The organism is Saccharothrix sp. NRRL B-16314, from assembly GCF_000716595.1.
Classification (GTDB): Bacteria; Actinomycetota; Actinomycetes; order Mycobacteriales; family Pseudonocardiaceae; genus Actinosynnema.
In genome coordinates this window covers 194855-213775 of sequence record NZ_JNXC01000022.1, presented here as the reverse complement: position 1 = coordinate 213775, position 18921 = coordinate 194855, and the positions used below count along the sequence as shown (strand labels likewise).

The following is an 18921-nucleotide window of genomic DNA, read 5'->3' as shown; positions in this document are numbered from 1 at the left end:
CCGCGCGATCCGGCATGACTCCCCGTCGCATCGTCATCCTCGGTGTCAGCGGCGCCGGCAAGTCGACGTTGGCGCACGAGCTGGTCCCGCTGGTCGACGGCACGCACGTCGAGCTCGACGCGCTCCACCACGGCCCGAACTGGACGCCGACGCCGGTGGACGAGTTCCGGGCGAGGCTCGCGGCGGCCACGGACGGCCCGGCCTGGGTGGTCGACGGCAACTACGTCGACCGGGCCGCGGCCGTCCTGTGGCACCGCGCGGACCTGGTGGTGTGGCTGGACCTGCCGCTGCGGGTGATCCTGCCGCGGCTGGTCCGGCGCAGCACGGCGCGGATCGTGCGCCGGTCCGAGCTGTGGAACGGCAACCGGGAGACGCTGAACGCGCTGTTCGGCCCGGATTCACTGCTCACCTGGGCCTATCACGCGCACCGTCGGCACCGTGCCGAGTACCCGGACCGGCTGGAGCGCAACGGCGTGCCGTGGGTGCGGCTGCGATCGGCCGCCGAGGTGGGGAGGTGGCTCGCCGAGTTCAGCGCGGCACGCCACTGAACGGGACCTGCCACTGCACGCCCCGTCGCCGAACGGACCCGTCGCTGCGCGGCACACCGCTGAACGGACCTGCCACTGAACGGACTTGCCGCTGGGCCGGACCCGCCACTACGCCGAACCCGTCACTGGGCCGAACCCGCCACTCGGCCGAACCCGTCACTGGGCCGAACCCGCCACTCGGCCGAACCCGTCACTGGGCCGAACCCGCCACTCGGCCGAACCCGTCACTGGACGAACCTGCCACTGGGCGGACCTGCCACTGCACGGACCCGTCAGGGCCGGCGTCGGAGCGCGATCTCGGTGCCGGCCGCCGCCGACCGCACCAGCGCTTCGCCGACCCGCGCCGTGCGGGCCGAATGGGCCGGCGACACCAGCGGCGTGACCTTCTCCCGGACCGCCTCGGCGAACGCGGCGGCCTGGTGCTCGTAGGCGTCCGCGGCGGGCACGACCTCGTCGCGCACGCCGTCCAGCGTGACCACCGTGATCAGCCCTTCCTCGTCAGGGCTGGTCCACGCGTTGCGCACGGAGATCGAGCCGCGCGTGCCCTGGAACTCGTAGGCGGCGCGCGGCCCGTACTGGAGGCTGTAGTCCAGCACCGCCCAGCGGCCGTCGCCGAAGTCCAGCGTGGCCACCGCGCTCAGGTCGACCTCACGCGAGTGGAACGTGGCGCGCACCCGGAGCGGGTCGGTGTCGAACGCCCACAGCGGCACGTCGAACGCGTAGCAGCCGACGTCCCAGGTGGCGCCGCCGCCCAGCGCCGGGTCGAACCGGATGTTGCCCTCGGTGGCGGTCGGGTAGGCGAACGCGGACCGCACCACCCGCAGGTCACCGATCTCACCGGACGCCAGGAGTTCGGCGGCACGCAGCTGCTGGGGGTGGAAGCGGTACATGTACGCCTCCATGACCACGAGGTCGGCCGCGGACCGCTCGATCCTCACGCAGTCCTCTTCGGACAGCGCCATCGGCTTCTCGACCAGCACGTGCTTGCCCGCGTCCAGGGAGCGCAGCGTCCACGGCACGTGCTGCGTGTTGGGCAGCGCGATGTACACGGCTTCGACGTCGGGATCGGCGAGCAGCGCGTCGTAGCCGTCGTGCACCCGTGCCCCGAACGGCCGCGCCACCTCGGCAGCCGCCGCGTGCCGACCGGGACGGGAGGCGACGGCGGCGACGACGTTCCCGGGCGTCCGGTGGATCGCCGGCAGGACCCGGCCGCTGATGTGGGCGGTGGCTCCGAGGACACCCCAACGCAGTGGCTTCACAACGAGACCTTAATCGCTTAACCCCGTGAGTCCTACGTTCAGAACGCGTGAGTCCTACGTTCGGAACCCCCGTGTCCTACGTTCGGAACCCCCGAATTCAACGCTCGGAACGCCGGGACCCCACGGCGACGAACGCCCGGACCTCACCGCCCGGAACACCGGACCTCATCGCCCGGAACGCGCGGACCACATCGTGGGCGGACCCCTCACCGAGCGGTTCAGGGGCGATCAGCGAGACTTGGGGGTATGAACGACGAGCCCGACGACCGGACCAGCTTCGCCGACCTCGGGTTGCGCCCCGAACTCCTCCGGGCGCTCACCGGCCTCGGCTACGAGGAGCCCACCCCCATCCAACGCGAGGCGATCCCGCCGCTGACCGAAGGCCGTGACCTGCTCGGACAGGCCGCCACCGGCACCGGCAAGACCGCCGCGTTCGCGCTGCCCGTGTTGGAGCGCATGGCCAACGCCGACCGGAACCGGCGGGCGCCGTTCGCGCTCGTGCTGGTGCCGACCCGCGAGCTGGCGGTGCAGGTCTCCGAAGCGGTGCACCGGTACGGCCGGGAGCTGGGCGCACGGGTGCTGCCGATCTACGGCGGCCAGCCCATCGGGCGGCAGCTGCGGGTGCTGGAGCAGGGCGTGGACGTCGTGGTGGCCACGCCGGGCCGCGCGGTGGACCACCTCAGCCGCGGCACGTTGAAGCTGGAGCAGCTGGAAGTCGTCGTGCTGGACGAGGCCGACGAGATGCTGGACATGGGCTTCGCCGAGGACCTGGACACGATCCTGGCCGAGACGCCGTCCGAACGGCAGACCGTGCTGTTCTCCGCGACCATGCCGGGACGCATCGACCGCCTGGCCCGCCAGCACCTGTCCGACCCGGTGCGCATCACCATCGGCCGCGAGCAGGCCGAGCCGGGCGAGGCGCCGAAGGTGCGGCAGAGCGCGTACGTCGTGCCGCGCGCGCACAAGCCCGCCGCGCTGGGCCGCGTCCTGGACGTCGAAGCGCCGACGGCGGCGATCGTGTTCTGCCGCACGCGTGACGAGGTCGATCAGCTCACCGAGACGCTGAACGGGCGCGGCTACCGGGCGGAGTCGCTGCACGGCGGCATCAGCCAGGAGCAGCGCGACCGGGTGATGACCCGGCTCCGCAACGGCACCGCGGACCTGCTGGTGGCCACGGACGTGGCGGCACGCGGGTTGGACATCGAGCAGCTGACGCACGTCGTCAACTACAACGTGCCGTCCGCGCCGGAGTCGTACGTGCACCGCATCGGCCGGATCGGGCGGGCGGGCCGCGAGGGCGTGGCCATCACGCTGGCCGAGCCGCGCGAGCACGGCATGCTGAAGACGATCGAGCGCGTCACCAAGCAGCGCATCCACATGGAGAAGGTCCCGACGATCGCCGACCTGCGGGCGCGCAAGTTGGAGCTGACCAGGGCCGCGCTGCACGAGAGCCTGCTGGAGGACGACCTGGAGAGCTTCCGGGTCGTGGTGGAGACGCTGACCGACGAGTTCGATGTGATGGAGGTGGCGCTCGCGGCGGTCAAGCTCGCGCACGAGGCCTCCGGCGCGGCGGCCGACGAGGAGGAGATCCCGGAGTACGTGCCGCGGTCGGGGCCGTCCGGTGACCGCCGCGGTCGCGAGGGCGGCGGCGAACGCCGTGAGCCGCGCAAGCCGCGCCGCCCGTCCGCGGGCATGACGAGGCTGTTCGTCGGCGCGGGCCGCAGCTCGGGCATCCGGCCGCAGGACCTGGTCGGCGCGATCGCGGGTGAGGCGAGGCTGAACGGCCGGGAGATCGGCGCGATCGAGATCGCCGACCGGTTCTCGCTGGTGGAGGTGCCGGACTCGGCGGCCCAGCAGGTCATCGCGTCACTGCGGGGCGCCACCATCAAGGGCCGCAAGGTGACCGTGCGACGGGAGCGCGACGACCCGGCACGCTGACCGGCGGGGCACGTCGCGCGAGGGGTGCACGCGCGGCCGGGGGTGACGTTCAGCCGACTGGCTGGACCGGGTGGTTGACGGGCGCGGACAGGTCCACGCCCCGCCACGGAGCACGCCTGGCCTCGACCTCCTCGCCCCAGTGCCGCACGCCGGTCCAGCCGGGGTCGCCGGTCGCGCAGAAGTCCACCCAGGCTTGCAGCATGCGGCGGGACAGCGCGCGCTCGTCGTCCCCGGCGGGTCCACCGAGCAGGAAGTCCGCACCACCCAGGTTGCCGAACGAGAACGGCACGTCGGCGGTGTGCCAGGCGGGCGGTCGGGTGAACCGGGCCAGGAACGCCACACCGTGCGCCTCGGCCAGTCGGGCGGTGGGCTCGCCGAACACGAAGTCGCCGGCGAGCCGCACCCGTGCGTCCTCGAAGTGCTCGTAAGCGGCCACGACGTGGTCCGGGATGCCCCAAGCGCGGCCGAACTCCTGGAGCCCGGGCGGCCGGAACGTGCCGACCGCCGAGAACAGCAGGTACTCGACGTCGGTGTGGCACAGCAGGGCGTCGACGTCCGGGCGCAACGCGGGCAGCCCGTCGGCCACCGGTCCGAACAGCACCGGGTCGTACGCCAACGGCCCGGTGCGCTGGGCCGCGGCGAGCGCGTCCGCCGAGGTCACCGCCGACTCGGGCGTGGTGGTGTCGATCCACTCGGCGACCCGCCGCGCGAACCCGGGCGTGTAGAACCGGTTGGGCACGCTGTGCGCGATCACCCGCCGCACGGGCTCCCACGAGGCGAGGAACAACGCCGATCCGGCCCCCGCCGACTGGCCGCCGACGGTGATGAGGTCCGGGTCGCCGCCGAACACGGCGATGTTCTCCCGCACCCACCGCAGCGCAGCCCGCTGGTCGAGCAGGCCACGGTTGTCCGGCTGCCCCGGCACGTGCCCGAAGCCCTCGAACCCCAGCCGGTAGTTGCACGTCACCACGACCAATCCGGCACGGGCCAGAGCGGCGCCGTCGTAGTCGGGCTGGGCCGACGAGCCGAACGCGTAGGCGCCGCCGTGCACGTAGAACAGCACCGGCCACGGGCCGTCCGAAGTGGACGGTGTCCAGACGTTGAGGCTCAGCACGTCCTCGTCGCCCGGCCGCCACACCGGCGCGCCGGGCAGCCTCGCGGACTGCGGCGCGATCGGCCCGAACTCCAGGCAGTCGCCCTCGGCGTGCACGGGGACGGGCGCGGCGAACCGGCGCGGACCGAACGGCGGCTCCGCGTACCGGACGCCCAGGAACGCGTCCACCTCGGCGTCGATCGCCCTGCCCCGGAACCGCCCACGTCGTGTCATCGGCGTCTACCCTGCCAGGATGGGTGATCCGCTGAACGCACGGGAGGACGCCGCCGAGGCGTTGGGGATGGTGGCGCGGGCCGCTGGGCCGTACCTCGACGCGTTGCCGCACCTGCCGGTGCGCGACGTGACGCACGCCCACCTGCTCGAGGACCTGGACGGGCCGCTGCCGGAGGCCGGTGACGGCACGATCGCCGCGGTCGCGGACCTGCTGCGCATCGGCACGCGGGCGGCGACGCACTCGTCCGGGCCGCGGTTCTTCCACTACGTGGTCGGCGGCGCGACACCGGCGGCGCAGGCGGCGGACTGGGTGACGTCCCTGCTGGACCAGGCCGCGGGCCTGTGGCAGGCGTCGCCGTTCGCCGCGCAGGCCGAGACGGTGGTGCTGCGATGGCTGAAGGAGATGTTCGGGCTGCCCGCGTCGCACGGCGGTGTGCTGACGCCGAGCGCGACGTTCGCGAACCTCACCGGGTTGGCGTGCGCGCGGTTCTGGTGGGCCGAGCGGCACGGCGTGGACGTGACGGCGGACGGCCTGGTGGGTCTGCCGCGGATGCCGGTGTTCTCCAGCGGGTACGTGCACCCGAGCAGCCGGAAGGCGCTGCAGACGCTGGGCCTCGGGCGTGACGGCGTCCGGACGTTGACCCGTGACGACGCGGGCAGGCTGGACGTGGAGGCGCTGGACCGGGAGTTGGCGTCCTCGGGGCCGGCGGTGCTGATCGGCAACGCGGGCGAGGTCAACGGCGGCGACTTCGACCCGATCGACGAGCTGGCCGACCTGGCGGAGCGGCACGGCGCGTGGCTGCACGTGGACGGCGCGTTCGGCCTGTTCGCCGCCCTCTCCCCCCGCACCGCGGACCTGGTGCGCGGCGTGGAGCGGGCCGATTCGGTGGCCGCCGACGGGCACAAGTGGCTCAACGTGCCGTACGAGAGCGGTGTCGCGTTCGTCAAGGACCGGTCGTTCCTGGGCCGGGCGTTCGGCGGCTGGAACGCCCCTTACCTGCCGGAACCGGACGACGAGTTCGTCAACTACAACAACTTGGGGCCGGAGTCGTCACGGCGGGCGCGGGCGATCCCGATGTGGGCGACGCTGCGCGCGTACGGCCGCGAGGGCCACCGGGCGATGGTGGAACGCCACCAGGACCTGGCGCTGCGCCTGGGCCGCCGGATCGCGGAGGCGCCGGACCTGGAACTGCTGGCCCCGATCACCGTGTTCATCGTCTGCTTCCGCTTCCGGCCGCCGGGCGTGCCCGCCGAAGCCGTCGACGACCTCAACCGCCGGATCGGCGAGGAGTTGATCGAGGACGGCCGGGTGTTCGCGGGCACCACCGTGTACCGGGGCATGGTCGCGCTGCGGCCGGCGATCGTGAACTGGCGGACCACCGACGAGGACGTCGACCTGCTGGCCTCCGTGGTCCGCGAGATCGGCGCCCGGCTGCTCCGGGGCTGACCGACGAGGTCGGCGGGCGCCCGGCCAGTACCATCGGCGGCGTGCGGAACTCGATCACCGATGTGGCAGGTGTGCTGGTCGGGCACGCCACGCGGATCGGTGGCGGTGCGTTGACCGGCACCACGGCCGTGCTCTTCCCGCCCGGCACGCTGTCCACTGTGGACGTTCGCGGTGGTGCTCCGGCGACGCGGGACACGGCCGCGCTGGACGCCCGCTACGGCGGCCGTGAGGTGCGCGGCATCGTGCTGACCGGTGGCAGCGCCTACGGGCTGGCGGCGGCGGACGGTGCCGCTCGGGAGCTGGGGTCGTTCGTGCCCGCCGCCGCGCTGTTCGACCTCGGCCGCGGCGGTGACTTCCACGCCTTCCCCGGGCCGGACGAGGGCGCGGAGGCGGTGCGGAACGCGGGCGTCGAGGTCGCGCAGGGCAACGTCGGCGCGGGCATGGGCGCGCTGAACGCCACGCTGAAAGGCGGGCTGGGCACGGCGAGCACCACGCTGCCCGGCGGCGTGGTCGTCGGCGCGATCGCGGCCCTGAACGCGGTCGGCCCCTCCGTCGACGTCGACACCGGCCTGCCGTTCGCCACCCACCTCGGCGGGCCGGGCGAGTTCCCCGCCTACCAGGGGGACGACCTCGAAGCCGCCCGGATCGCCGGCCACGCCCAGCCGTTCAACACGGTCATCGGCGTGGTGGCGACGAACGCCCGCCTGCCGCACCTGTTCGGCCTGGCCACCGCCGCTCAGGACGGCCTGGCGCTCGCCGTCCGCCCGGCGCACGGCCTCACCGACGGCGACACGGTCTTCGCCGCCTCGACCGGCACACACGACGCAGGCACCCCCGATGCAGGCGCGCTCGCCGCCGACCCGGACCAAGTGCTCGCGGCGGCACGGGAAGTGTTCGCGCGGGCGCTGGTGCACGGCCTGCTCCGCGCCGAGTCCGTCACCACGCCGTGGGGCCACCTGGCGGCCTACCGCGAGCTGTACCCACGCACCGCAGCCACGTACCTGAGGACCTGACCATGCACGCGATGCAGTACGAGATCACCCTGCCCGCCGACTACGACATGGACGTCATCCGCACCAGGGTCGCCACCCGCGGCTCGGCGTTGGACGCCTTCCCGGGGCTGGGTCTCAAGGCGTACTGCGTGCGGGAACGCGGGGTCGACGGTTCGCCGGTGAACCAGTACGCCCCGTTCTACCTCTGGCGCACCGCCGAGGGCATGAACAGCTTCCTGTGGGGGCCGGGCTTCCGCGGCCTGAGCGGGGACTTCGGTCGGCCGGTGGTGCAGCACTGGGCGGGTCTGGCGTTCGAGCGGGGCGCCGCCGCCACGGCCACCGCCGCCTCCAAGCGCACCTGGCACCTCCCCGCCGACGCCGACCCCGCCGAGGCGATCGACCGGGCGTTGGCCGACCTGGAGCGGCGCAAGGACCACCCCGAGGTGCACGCCACCGCGCTGGCGATCGACCCGAGGCACTGGGAGCTGCTGCACTTCACGGTGTGGAGCACGCCGGAGGCCGCACCCGAGGACGAGGTGCGCTACCGCGTGCCGCACCTGTCGCGGCCCGAGCTGGACGACCTCACCGCGGGCCGGCACTGGTAGGCCGCGACCGGCCCACCCCGGGGTTGCGGGCGCGTTCGCCGTACGGCACGGCCGTGTAGCCGACGAGGTCGAGCACGCCGCCGCTGGTGCGGTCCACTTCGCGGGCGAACCCGAGGATGCCCGAGTCGGCGCGGTCCATCAGCCACGCCAGCAGCACGACCACCACGTCGGCGAGCAGACCCACCTGGAACGGCATGTCCTCGCGCTTGCCGGCGGTCACCGCGCTGGCGAAGTCGGTCATGCCGCGTTCGGTGAGCTCCAGCGGCCCGGTCTCGATCGCCCGCTTCATCGAGTCCACCACCAGCGGCAGCACCGACGCCCACACCTCGCGCGGCGCGACCTCGCAGATCAGGCCACCGCACAGGGCGGCCGTCCACAGCGCCTCCGGGTCGGCCGCGCGGACCGCGCCGACGGCGAGGTGCGGCAGCAGTTCCGCGCCGCGCTCCCAGGCGCCGGTCGCGACCAGCTTCTCCACCGCGTGCCGGTAGTGCCCCAACGCCGTGGCGTGCTCGCCGCGCGCGCTGAGCACGCCGCCCAGGTCGTCGTGGAACGACGCCACCTCGGCCGCCGCACCCACCTGCTCCGCGCGGGCCAGGCCGACGGTGGCGTAGTGCTGCGCGGTCTCCAGGTCGCCCCGGACGCGGTGGCACTCGCCGAGCCGGCGCAACGCGGCCAGCTCCTGCCGGTCGTCGCCCAGCTCGCGGAACAGCTCCACCGCACGTGATCCGGCGTCGATCGCGCCGGCCAGGTCGCCGTGCTCGCGGTACCGGTCGCACTCGAGGAGCGCGAACGCCGCCTGCCGGACGCGATCACCCAGTTCCTCGGCAAGATCGTGGCCCTCGATGGCGTAGCGGAGGGCGGTCCCGGTGTCCGCTTCGCCCAGCTCGTCGAGCACGGTGATCGAGTCCAGCAGCCCGGGTCTGTCCCCGCGGGCGCGGTGCTCGTCGTGCGCCAGCCGAGCCGCCTGGCCGGCCTCGTCCGTTCTGCCTTCTCGCATCAGCAGCCTCGCCATCCGCAGCAGGACGTCCGCTCGGTCGCGGCACGCGTCGCCCAGGCCCACACACCGTTCGAAGTCCGCCAACGCCGCCGGGTATTCCCCGCGGCGCTCGGACCGGGACGCGGTGAGCGCGAACCTGGTCGCCCAGAGGGGTTCCACCTCGTTGTCCGGCAGGCCGAGTCCGGGCAGCAGGGCGTCGATCCGCTCGACCAGGTCGGCGGCGACCCAGTCGTCGTCCTCCAGCGCCAGCTCGGCCAGCAGCACGCCGGCGAACGACGGGGTGTCGGTCGCGTCACCCGTCTCGGCGATCCGGCGCAGCGCCGAGATCTCCCGGTGCAGCACGGAGGACAGCGGGCCGGTGCGGCGGCGCGCGGCGGCGGCCAGCAGCTCGCAGCCGGTGAGCGCCGCCTCCGCGTGGGTGGTGGACCGGTCGCGCCACTCGTCCAGCCTGCCGTTCACGGTGCCCGCGTACAGGTAGGACCGTTCGATGCCGCCGGGCGTGCCGGTGTTGACGATGGCGCGCGCGGCGGGCGTCTCCTCGGCGGTGAGCCGCCGCACGACGGTTCGGGCGAACCCGGCGGCCAGGTTCGCCGGGATGGTCCACAGCGTGCCGATGTAGCCGCGCGCGCCGGCCCGCACGAACTCGCGGCCCAGGTCCGTCCAGGACCGGCAGGAGTTGTTGAACACGATCGGCCGGTTCCGCAGGGTCACCGGGACGTCCCCGTCCGGCAGCCCCCGCCCGCCCAGCACGATGGCGTCGTCGGCGTCGTGGACGTTGAAGAACACCACTTCGACCGGCAGGTCGGCGACCAGGTCACGCAGGTCGTCGGGTGACGCGTCGGTCAGCACGATCGGGTGGGTGTGGTGGCCCAGCGACGCGGTGCTCTCCGGGACCTCCAGGAACGTGCCGGAGTCGAGCACCAGGCTGAACGCGCCGGGCTCCCGCGCCACGCCCGCGCGGTGCAGTTCGGTGAGCACGACCAGCGTCGGGTCCGCCACGACGTGCCCGATCGGCTTGCGCGCCCAGTTCACGGTCTCGGTGTGCACGAACGGGTAGGGCAGACCGGTGGTGAACGCCGTCAGCGCCCGGTCGCCGACGGCCTCGACCGCCTCGGCGGGCACCTGCGCGGTCACCACGGCCTCGACCGCCGCGTACGGGTCGTGGCCGCCGGAGGACAGGTACCGCCACAGGGCCTCCACGAACCCGATGCCCTTGACCGCGTCCCCGATCGCGCCCGCCGCCGCGGTGACCCGGTCCTGCTCCTCGGCCACCACCGTGCGCACCTCGGCCAGGTCCGGCTTCGGCGTGACGACCAGCCGGGCGCCGCGGTGGTGCGCGTAGACGGCGGCCACCAGGTCGTCCGCCTCGCCGGTGCGCTCGACCAGGACGGCCTCGTCGCCGTCGGCCGGGTTGTGCTCGGCGAACGGCACGGGCGGGGCGTCGTCGTCCACGCGCAGCGCCGCCCCGGTGCGCAGGGCGGTGAACAGCGCGGCGACGAAGTCCGCGTCCGGCGCGACGTCGAGGGTGCGTTCCGGCTCGCCGCCGCCGCGCAGCAGCTCCCACGCCTTGCCGGTCAGGCCGACGGGGTCGTCGCAGGTCAGGTGCAGGCGTTCGGGCAGGTCGGGGAACAGCTCGGAGACGGCGCCGTCGGGTCCGGCGACGTTGGGTCCGAGGTCGGGTTCGAGGTCGGGTTCGGCGAGGAACACCACCCGCCGCACGCCCATCGCGTCGAGGAGGTCGGTGACCAGCTCGTCGTGCCGGTGCGACGAGGCGTCCCCCGCCCGGAGCGTGACGACGGGGGTGACCCGGTCCGCCGGCAGGCACGACACCACGACCGCGGCCTCCCGCACCTGGTCCGGGCGGCACACCACGACCGTGTCACCGACGTCGAACACCGGCTCGCTGGTCACCGTGACGTCCAGCTCCGACACGCCCTCGGGCAGCTCCACGGACACGCCGCCGTCCTCCACCTCGCACGGCACCGAGCCGGACACCACCAGCGTCACCGAGCCGGGCAGGGCGAACGACACCCCGTCGCCGGTCCGGGTGGCGGGCGCGTCGACGGCGAGCCGCCAGCGGGCGGGCGCGGGCAGGTCGAACCGCTGCCGCAGCGACGCGCGCACGTGCCCGTCGCGGGTCTCGTCGACGAACAGGTCGCGGGCTCCCGCCTCGGCGGTCAGCTCCTCGACCGCGTCGACCGGCGGTTTGCGGTGCACGTCGAGCAGGACGGCACGCAGCAACCCCGCCTCGAAGCGGAATCGAACTCCGTGCGGGGCACCGAGGTCCACAGTCTCACGACCCTTGCAACCGGATGGTCCACCGTGTCGGTGGTGGCGGGCCAGAAACTACGCCACCGACGGCCTGACCTGTAGGAGATCCGGCGGGGATGCGCGGTTGTTACACGCCGGGCCGTTCCGACCGGGCCGCCGGGGTCCACGGTGAGCGGCGGTGCCTGCCCGCGGACTGCACCTGGTCGCGGCCGAGCCGCTTGGCGTCGTACAGCGCCGCGTCGGCCGCCGCGAGCAGGCCTTCCACGGTGTCCTCGTCGACCTCGGGCCACACCGCGATGCCGATGCTGACCGTCAGACCGGCGACCGTCCCGCCGTTGCCGTCGTCCACGAGGACCCGGTGGACCTCCGAGCGCATCCGCTCGGCGATCGCCACCGCCTCCTCGTGCTCCACGCCGGGCAGCAGCACGGCGAACTCCTCGCCGCCGAACCGGCCCACCGCGTCACCGCGCCGGACCGCGCACTCCAGCGCCGCCGCGATGCGCCTGAGCACCAGGTCGCCGGTCTGGTGGCCGTGCGTGTCGTTGATGTCCTTGAAGTGGTCGACGTCGATCATGAACAGGCCGACCCGCGCGCCGGGCGGCTGCTGACGGGTGCGCTGCAGTTCCAGCATGGCCTGGAGGTGCCACGCCTCGGCGTTGAGCAGTCCTGTCTTGGTGTCGGTGCGGGCGGCCAATTCCAGCTGGTGGATGAGCACGGTGCGGTGCAGGGCGACGGCCGCGACGACCATCGGCACCGCGAACCCGGGCCACCACGCCACGGCGAGGGCGACGAACCCGCCCATCACGAGCTGACCGGCTTCGAGCAGGTTGTCCGCGCCGCTGCCGATGGCGTCCTTCACCGAGCGGGGCCGGACCGTCAGCAGGATCACGGCGGCGACCAGGGCGGTGTTGACGAGCCACTGCGCGGTGCCCGCGCCGACCAGTCCGACCAGGTCGAGCGGCCCGTCGGGCTGCCCGGTGCGCAGGTGCTCGCGCAGCCCGGTGATGCCCGCCACGGTGCTCGCGGCGAGCGTGGCCAGCACCATCATGGCCGTGGTGAACACGCACCGGTGCGGCGGGCGGGACGCGTCCCAGCGGCCGACGACCCACCAGCGGTGCGCGTACATGATCACGACGAGGGCGACGGCGAGGGTCGGCGGCAGCACCAGCGCGCCGGCCACGATCCAGATGCTGCACAGGTCGACGTGTGGCAGGTGGCTGTGGTCGCGGCGGATGCGCTCGATCCAGCGCGAGGAGTGCAGGTGCAGGGCGGCGCAGCCGAGGAGGACGGCGAACACGGTCCAGGAGTCGGCCGGCACGGGCCACGCGGTGGACGCGGCGATCGCGATCACGGCGAGAAGATCCACCGACAGCACGTACACCAAGGCCTGCCGGGGCAGGGACCATAGTGACCAGCGTCGATCGCCCGACGACGCCGAACGCTCTCTGCCCATGGTTCCTCACGGCCGTCTACACCGGACTGTCATCGTGCCCGGACGGAGGGTCACAGTATAGGTGACCTGCGCGGATGTCAGCCGCTACCGGGGTGACGGCAACCACTGGAGGTGATTGCGGTGCGCGACAAGATCTGGTGAAACCGCTGGTCAGGGCATCCGGACGAGGGAAGGGCGGAGGTGTGGTCATGCGCGACAAGATCTGGTGATCCCCCGTGGTGAGACCGAGTACCGACGGCGAGCCGTGCGGAAGGAGGTGTTCCGGCATGCGCGACAAGATCTGGTGAACCCCCGTGGTGACGAAGTGCGGACCGTGAGCCACGCCGAGGGAGGTGCGCCGCCATGCGCGACAAGATCTGGTGATGCCCGGCACGGGAGAAGAACGGTGCACGACGAGAACCCCGAGGGCCAGGCCGCGGCGAGACCCGACTCCCGCGGCCGGCGCGGTCAGCCGACGCGGCAGCCAGCCCGGTCGGCCAGCGCAGTCAGCCAGCGCAGTCAGCGCAGTCAGCCAGCCCGGTCGGCCAGCACAGGCGGCGCGCGGTCAGCCAGCCCCGATCAGGCGGCGCAGTCAGCCAGCACAGCCAGCCAGCCCGGTCAGCCAGCGCGGTCAGCCAGCGCAGCCAGCCAGCGGGGTCGACCTGGTCAGCCGACCCGGGTCCGGATCAGCCACAGGCACGCCGTCGCGGCGCCGACGCCGCTGAGCACGAGCGTCGCGCCGAGACCGACGCCCTGACCGAGCAGCCCGCCCACCAGCGCCCCGGCGGGCGCCGTGCCCCAGACCACGGTGCGGATGGTCGCGTTGACGCGCCCGTGCAGCGCGCCCGGCGTGGCCTCGTACCGCACCGGCACCTGGTGCACGTTGTAGACCTGGAGCGCGAACCACATCACCGCGACCGCCGTGAACGGCTCCACCACCACCAGCGCCTGCCCGCCGCCGGCGACGAGGATCGCGGCGACCATCGTGCGGCGGCGGCCCCACCGTTCGCCCAGCCGGGCGGCGACGAGGGCGCCCGCCAGCCCACCGACCGCCCCGACGGACAGCGTCAGCCCGGCCTGCGCCGCCGACATGCCCCGGTCCGACACCAGGTGCAGCAGGACGACGACGGTGAAGGCGTTGAACCAGAAGACGTGCGTCGCCGTGCACAGCGTGACCCGCCGCAGGGCGTGGTGCCCGAAGACGGCCCGGACGCCGTCCCACATCCCGCCGGTCGCCTGGGGCTGCTCCCCCACCTGCCGCAGCCGGACGAGCGTCACCGCCGCGACGAGGAACGTGGCCGCGTCGGCCAGCAGCGCACCGGCGGCCGTGATCACACCGACCAGCCACCCGCCCAGCGCGGGCCCGGCGATCTGCGCCGTGGCCTGACCGACCTCCACCGCGCCCTGCGCCCGGGTCAACTGCCCGCGCGGCACCACCATCGGCACCAGCGCCAACCCCGCGATGTCCCCGACCACGGCGAACGCCCCCGCCACGAACGCCACCGCGGCCAGCAACGGCACCGACAGCACCCCGACCGCAGCGGCGACCGGCACCGCCCCCAGCGCCACCGCCTGCCCGATCGCGCACACCGCCGCCACCGCCCGCCGAGGCCACCGGTCCACCCACAGCCCGGCCGGCAACCCGAACACCAGGTACGGCAACCGCCCGCACGCGGCGACCACCCCGATCGCCCACGGCCCGGCGCCCAGCGTGAACGCGGCGATCAGCGGCACCGCGATCACCGTCACCTGCGACCCGACGAGCGACACCGTGTGCCCGGCCCAGAGCAGCGCGAACGACGCGTTGCGCCACAGCGGGGTGTCCGGCACGCGTTCGTTCACCTGGTCAGTTCACCGCGTCAGTTCACCGCGTCAGTTCACCGCGTCAGTTCGCCGCGGCGGGTGCGACGCGGGACCAGGCGGTGGTGGCGGCGAGTGCCAGGACCGTGCCCGCGACGCCCGCCACGGCGATGGCGGCGCCCGCGGAACCGGTCACGGTGGCCAGCAGGCCGCCGGCGGCGACACCGATGCCCTGGGCGGCGACGAGCCCGCTGCGGGCGAAGCCCAACGCCTGCCCGCGCTGCTCGTCCGGCACCAGGCGCACGAACGTCGCTCCCGCCGTCACCTGGTAGGCGCTGAACACGCCGCTCACCGCGAGCAGCGCCACCGCGCCGACGAGGTCCGGCGCGAGCAGGTAGCCGACCAGCGGCAGCGCCGTGGCCACCGCCAGCAGTCCGAGCAGCCGCACCCGCAGCGACGTGGGCAGGAACCTCAGCAGCACGGTGCCCAGCACCATCCCGGCCGGGTCGGCGGCCAGCAGCAGGCCGACGCCCGCCGCGCCCGCGCCGACCTCCGCCGAGAACGGCGCGGCCAGCCCTTCCGGCACCACGGTGAACATCGCCAGCCACCCGAGCCCGACCAGCATCCGCAGCCGCTTGTCCCGCCACACCAGCGCCGCGCCGGCCCTGATCCGCACGTGCGCGGCGGGCACGAACGCGGGCGCCGGGCGGTGCCGCAGGCCGAACCGCAGCAGCAGCGCCGACAACGCGAACGTGACCCCGTCCGCCAACAGCGCCCCGGACGTCCCCAGCCACGCCACCACCAGGCCGCCGCCGACGAACCCCAGCAGCAACCCCGCCTGGTGCGTGATCAGGTGCACGGACTGCCCGGCCTCGTACCGGTCGCCCAGCACGGACGGCAGCAGCGCGCCCTGCGCGGCGGCGAACGGCGGCTCCGCGAGCTGCGCGACCACCAGCAACGCCGCGACCAGCGGCAACGGCACGCCCGGGATCGCCATCACGGCCAGCAGCACGGCCCGCACCGCGTCCGCGACCACCATCACGGTCCGCCTCGGGTACCGGTCGGCCAGCCCGGTCAGCAGGACGCCCGACACCAGCGCGGGCAGCATCGTCAACGCGTAGGTCAACGCGGTCCACGCCGCCGAGCCGGTGCGCTGGAACACCAGCACCGACAAAGCGACCCGGGCCAGCTGGTCCCCGACGGTGGACAGCACCGCCGCCGACCACAGCACCCGGAACTCCGGCACCGCGAACACCGCGCGGAACCCCGTGCCCCCGACCACCCTGATCCCCCGCTCCGACCGGCCGATCCGATGCCGGCAGATCCGACGCAGCCGATCCCGACGCAGCCGATCCCGACGCGACCGATGAGTTTCCGGGGCCGACCCGGTCACAAGTTGTGCGACGTGCGACCGGCACGTCACCGTACAAGCCCGGAGGGTGACGATGAGTGGGGTTTCGGCGATGACGGTTGACTTCACGCGGGAAGCCGAGCGGTACCGGCACGAGCTGCGGGTGCACTGCTACCGGCTGCTCGGCTCGTTCGACGAGGCCGAAGACCTCGTGCAGGAGACCTTCCTCAAGGCGTGGCGGGCGCGGGACACGTTCGAGGGGCGGTCGTCGTTCCGGGCCTGGCTGTACCGGATCGCCACGAACGCGTGCCTCGACGTGATCAACCGCCGTCCTCCGCGGGCCACGACCGACGACATGCCGGCGGCGGACGTGCCGTGGCTCCAGCCGTTCCCCGATTCGCTGCTGGACGCCGAGCCGGACGTGGAGGTGGTGGCGCGGGAGACGATCGAGCTGGCGTTCCTGGCCGCGGTGCAGCACCTGCCGGCGAGGCAGCGGGCGGTGCTGGTGCTGCGGGACGTGCTGGGCTGGCCGGCGAGCGAGACGGCGGCGTTGCTGCAGGAGACGGTGCCGGCGGTGAACAGCGCGCTGCAACGCGCCCGCGTCACCATGCGCAAGCACCTGCCGGAACGGCGTGCGGACTGGTCGGGTGAGCCGAACCCGCGGGAGAAGGCGGTGGTGCGGAGGCTGGTCGAGGCCACCGAGAGCTGTGACCTGGAGCGGATGGCCGCCGTGTTGCGGGAGGACGTCACGTGGACCATGCCGCCGCAGCCCGAGTGGCTCCGCGGCCGGGACGAGCTGATCGGGTCGTGGGCGTCGGTCATGGTCGGCCCGGACGCGTTCGGCGAGTGGAAGGTCGTGGAGACCAGGGCGAACCGGCAGCCGGCGCTGGCGTGCTACGCCCGCAAGCCCGGCGAGGAGTTCTTCAAGCCGGTGGCGCTGGACGTGCTGCGCGTGGAGGACGACGTGATCGCCCAGGTCATCACGTTCGGCCCGGACCGGTTCCCGCTCTTCGGCCTGCCCGCGACGCTGTGAACTTCGACGTCCGCGTGGTCACGGTGGCGGGCTCCCTCCCCTACGACCCCGCCGAGTGGCGGGACGCGTTGGTGATCGTCCTCAGCGGCGTGCTCGACCTGGACGGCGAGCTGTTCCCGGGAGGATCGGTGCTGGCCCTTGCCGGACCGACTCCTGCCGGGCCGACCCTTGCCGGGCCGGCACCTGCTGAGCCGACTCCTGCTGGGCCGGCTCCGGTCCGACTGCCGCTGGAAGTCCTGCGACAGCACGGCGGGCAGCCCGCCGTGCTGCTCGCGGTGACCCGGTCAGCTCCCGGTGAGCACGCCGCGGGCGAAGGCGACGAGTTCGGCGGGCGCCGTCTCGGGGGACCCGCTCCCGTAGGGCGGCCGGGGGTCGTACTCCAGGAAGAGCTGGGTGAACTCGGCCCGCTGGTCGTCCCAGATCAGACCGGTCAGGGTGAGCGCCATGTCGATCCCGGCGGACACCCCGGCGGCGGTGACCACGGACCCGTCGACCACCACCCGCTCGGTGCTGACGACCGCGCCGCGGGCGGCCAGCTCGTCGCGCAACGCCCAGTGCGTGGTCGCCGGACGGCCGTCGAGGATGCCCGCCTGCGCCAGCAGCGTCGACCCGGTGCACACCGACGTGGTCCAGGTCGCGGTCGGGTGCACCTCGCGCAGCCACGCCCCGACCACGCCGTCCGCCAGCACCTTGGCCCAGCCACGGGCGCCGGGCACCACGATCACGTCGGCCCGGTCCACCTCGGCGAACGTCGTCGTCGGCACGATCATCAGCCCGGCGTCGGTGCGCACCGGCTCGCGTGACTCGGCCACGAAGTGCGCGGTCACCTCCGGCTGGTGCCCCAGCACCTCGTACGGACCGATCAGGTCCAGCGCCGTCATGTCCGGGTAGAGCACGAAAGCCACGTCCATGGTTCCCCCTCGACTCATGCCGCACCGGTGGTGCGGAACCTGTGGCGGTAACCGCCCGGCGTCACGCCGAGCACCCGCAAGAAGGCCCGGCGCATCGTCTCCGCCGAACCGAAACCCGTGCGTCGGGCGACGACGTCCAACCCTTCGTCGCCCGACTCCAACAACCCGGCCGCCGCCTCGACCCGGACCCGCTCGACGTACCGGGCGGGCGGCACGCCGACCCTGCGCGGGAACACCCGCGCGAAGTGCCTGGGGCTCATCGCGGCGCGGCGGGCCATCTCCTCGACCGTCCAACCCGCCGACGGGTCGTCGGCGATCGCGTCGAGCACGGCCCGCAGCCCCGGTTCCCGCACCGGCTGCACCCGTGACCGCACGCTGAACTGCGACTGGCCTCCGGGCCGTTGCAGGAACACCACCATCCAGCGCGCGACCAGCCGGGCCAGCGCGGCGTCGTGGTCGCGTTCCACCAGCGCCAACGCGAGGTCGATGCCCGCGGTGACACCGGCGGACGTGACCACCCGCCCGTCCTGCACGAAGATCGCGTCCGGCACCACCCGGACCGACGGGTGGTCGTCGGCGAGACGGTCGCAGTACGCCCAGTGCGTGGTGGCGCGGACGCCGTCGAGCAGCCCCGCCTCCGCGAGCACGAACGCGCCCGTGCACACGCTCGCGACCCGCCGCGAGCAGTCCGCCACGCGCCGCACGTGGCTCAGCAGCTCGGCGTCACGAGCCGCACCGGTGAACCCGAAGCCGCCGACCACCAGGACCGTGTCCACCCCTCCGGACACGTCCCGCAGGTCCTCGGCCTCCATCCGCAGCCCACCGGACACCTCGAACCCGCCGCCGACCGCCGCCAGCCGCACCCGGTACCCGTCCCCGCGCTCGCCCCGCGCGAAGGTGGCGCCGGCGAACACGTCCACCGGGCCCGCGATATCGGTCATGGTCGCCCCCGCATAGCCGACGACCAGCACCTCTCGTTCCACACCGTCCACCCTCTCCGCCTACCGCGG

Annotated in this window: 14 protein-coding genes; 6 read left to right on the top strand and 8 right to left on the bottom strand. The window is 73.8% G+C overall.

Features of this window, described 5'->3' with window-relative positions; translation table 11 throughout:
- The first annotated feature begins 14 nt into the window (after window positions 1–14).
- Window positions 15–548 carry a hypothetical protein gene (locus OQ02_RS27600; RefSeq protein ID WP_033441484.1) on the top strand — a complete coding sequence of 178 codons (534 nt, stop codon included), beginning with the start codon at window positions 15–17 and terminating at the stop codon, window positions 546–548.
- 272 nt (window positions 549–820) lie between these two features.
- On the opposite strand, the gene OQ02_RS27595 is transcribed toward OQ02_RS27600, so the two are convergent.
- A complete protein-coding gene (locus OQ02_RS27595; RefSeq protein ID WP_197043519.1) occupies window positions 821–1807 on the bottom strand; it encodes a Gfo/Idh/MocA family protein in 987 nt (328 codons plus the stop codon).
- Window positions 1808–2053: 246 nt separating this feature from the next.
- Here OQ02_RS27595 and OQ02_RS27590 point away from each other — a divergent pair, with 246 nt between their 5' ends.
- On the top strand, window positions 2054–3745 hold the full coding sequence (locus tag OQ02_RS27590) for a DEAD/DEAH box helicase (RefSeq protein ID WP_033441483.1): 1692 nt from the start codon (window positions 2054–2056) through the stop codon (window positions 3743–3745).
- Window positions 3746–3794: 49 nt separating this feature from the next.
- Here OQ02_RS27590 and OQ02_RS27585 read toward each other — a convergent pair whose 3' ends face one another.
- The gene (locus OQ02_RS27585; protein WP_051772856.1) at window positions 3795–5072 is read right to left on the bottom strand and encodes a carboxylesterase family protein; all 1278 of its coding nucleotides are present in this window, start codon (window positions 5070–5072) and stop codon (window positions 3795–3797) included.
- A gap of 19 nt (window positions 5073–5091) precedes the next feature.
- On the opposite strand from OQ02_RS27585, the gene OQ02_RS27580 reads away from it, so the two are divergent.
- From OQ02_RS27580 to OQ02_RS27570, 3 genes are read left to right on the top strand one after another with little or no spacing between them, the layout of a single operon-like run.
- Window positions 5092–6519, top strand: a complete 1428-nt coding sequence (locus OQ02_RS27580) for a pyridoxal phosphate-dependent decarboxylase family protein (protein WP_033441482.1) — start codon at window positions 5092–5094, stop codon at window positions 6517–6519.
- Between the two features lie 41 nt (window positions 6520–6560).
- Window positions 6561–7532 (top strand): P1 family peptidase, encoded by a 972-nt coding sequence (locus tag OQ02_RS27575; protein ID WP_033441481.1) that lies wholly within the window; start codon window positions 6561–6563, stop codon window positions 7530–7532.
- A gap of 2 nt (window positions 7533–7534) precedes the next feature.
- On the top strand, window positions 7535–8116 hold the full coding sequence (locus OQ02_RS27570) for a DUF4865 family protein (protein ID WP_033441480.1): 582 nt from the start codon (window positions 7535–7537) through the stop codon (window positions 8114–8116).
- Here the strand turns inward: OQ02_RS27570 and OQ02_RS27565 are convergent.
- From OQ02_RS27565 to OQ02_RS27550, 4 genes are all read right to left on the bottom strand, one after another.
- The gene (locus OQ02_RS27565; protein WP_033441479.1) at window positions 8094–11402 is read right to left on the bottom strand and encodes a tetratricopeptide repeat protein; all 3309 of its coding nucleotides are present in this window, start codon (window positions 11400–11402) and stop codon (window positions 8094–8096) included. The genes OQ02_RS27570 and OQ02_RS27565 overlap by 23 nt on opposite strands.
- Window positions 11403–11511: 109 nt before the next feature.
- Window positions 11512–12750 (bottom strand): GGDEF domain-containing protein, encoded by a 1239-nt coding sequence (locus OQ02_RS27560; RefSeq protein WP_231500248.1) that lies wholly within the window; start codon window positions 12748–12750, stop codon window positions 11512–11514.
- Window positions 12751–13482: 732 nt separating this feature from the next.
- Window positions 13483–14658 (bottom strand): MFS transporter, encoded by a 1176-nt coding sequence (locus OQ02_RS27555; RefSeq protein ID WP_051772854.1) that lies wholly within the window; start codon window positions 14656–14658, stop codon window positions 13483–13485.
- A 43-nt stretch (window positions 14659–14701) separates the two neighbouring features.
- Window positions 14702–15898, bottom strand: a complete 1197-nt coding sequence (locus tag OQ02_RS27550; protein ID WP_033441478.1) for an MFS transporter — start codon at window positions 15896–15898, stop codon at window positions 14702–14704.
- Between the two features lie 163 nt (window positions 15899–16061).
- On the opposite strand from OQ02_RS27550, the gene OQ02_RS27545 reads away from it, so the two are divergent.
- Window positions 16062–17000 (top strand): RNA polymerase subunit sigma-70, encoded by a 939-nt coding sequence (locus OQ02_RS27545; protein ID WP_051772871.1) that lies wholly within the window; start codon window positions 16062–16064, stop codon window positions 16998–17000.
- Between the two features lie 284 nt (window positions 17001–17284).
- Here the strand turns inward: OQ02_RS27545 and OQ02_RS27540 are convergent, their stop codons facing one another.
- The gene (locus OQ02_RS27540) at window positions 17285–17911 is read right to left on the bottom strand and encodes a DJ-1/PfpI family protein (RefSeq protein WP_033441476.1); all 627 of its coding nucleotides are present in this window, start codon (window positions 17909–17911) and stop codon (window positions 17285–17287) included.
- Window positions 17912–17925: 14 nt separating this feature from the next.
- Window positions 17926–18894, bottom strand: coding sequence for a GlxA family transcriptional regulator (locus OQ02_RS27535; protein WP_033441539.1), 969 nt, complete (start codon window positions 18892–18894; stop codon window positions 17926–17928).
- Window positions 18895–18921: the final 27 nt, after the last annotated feature.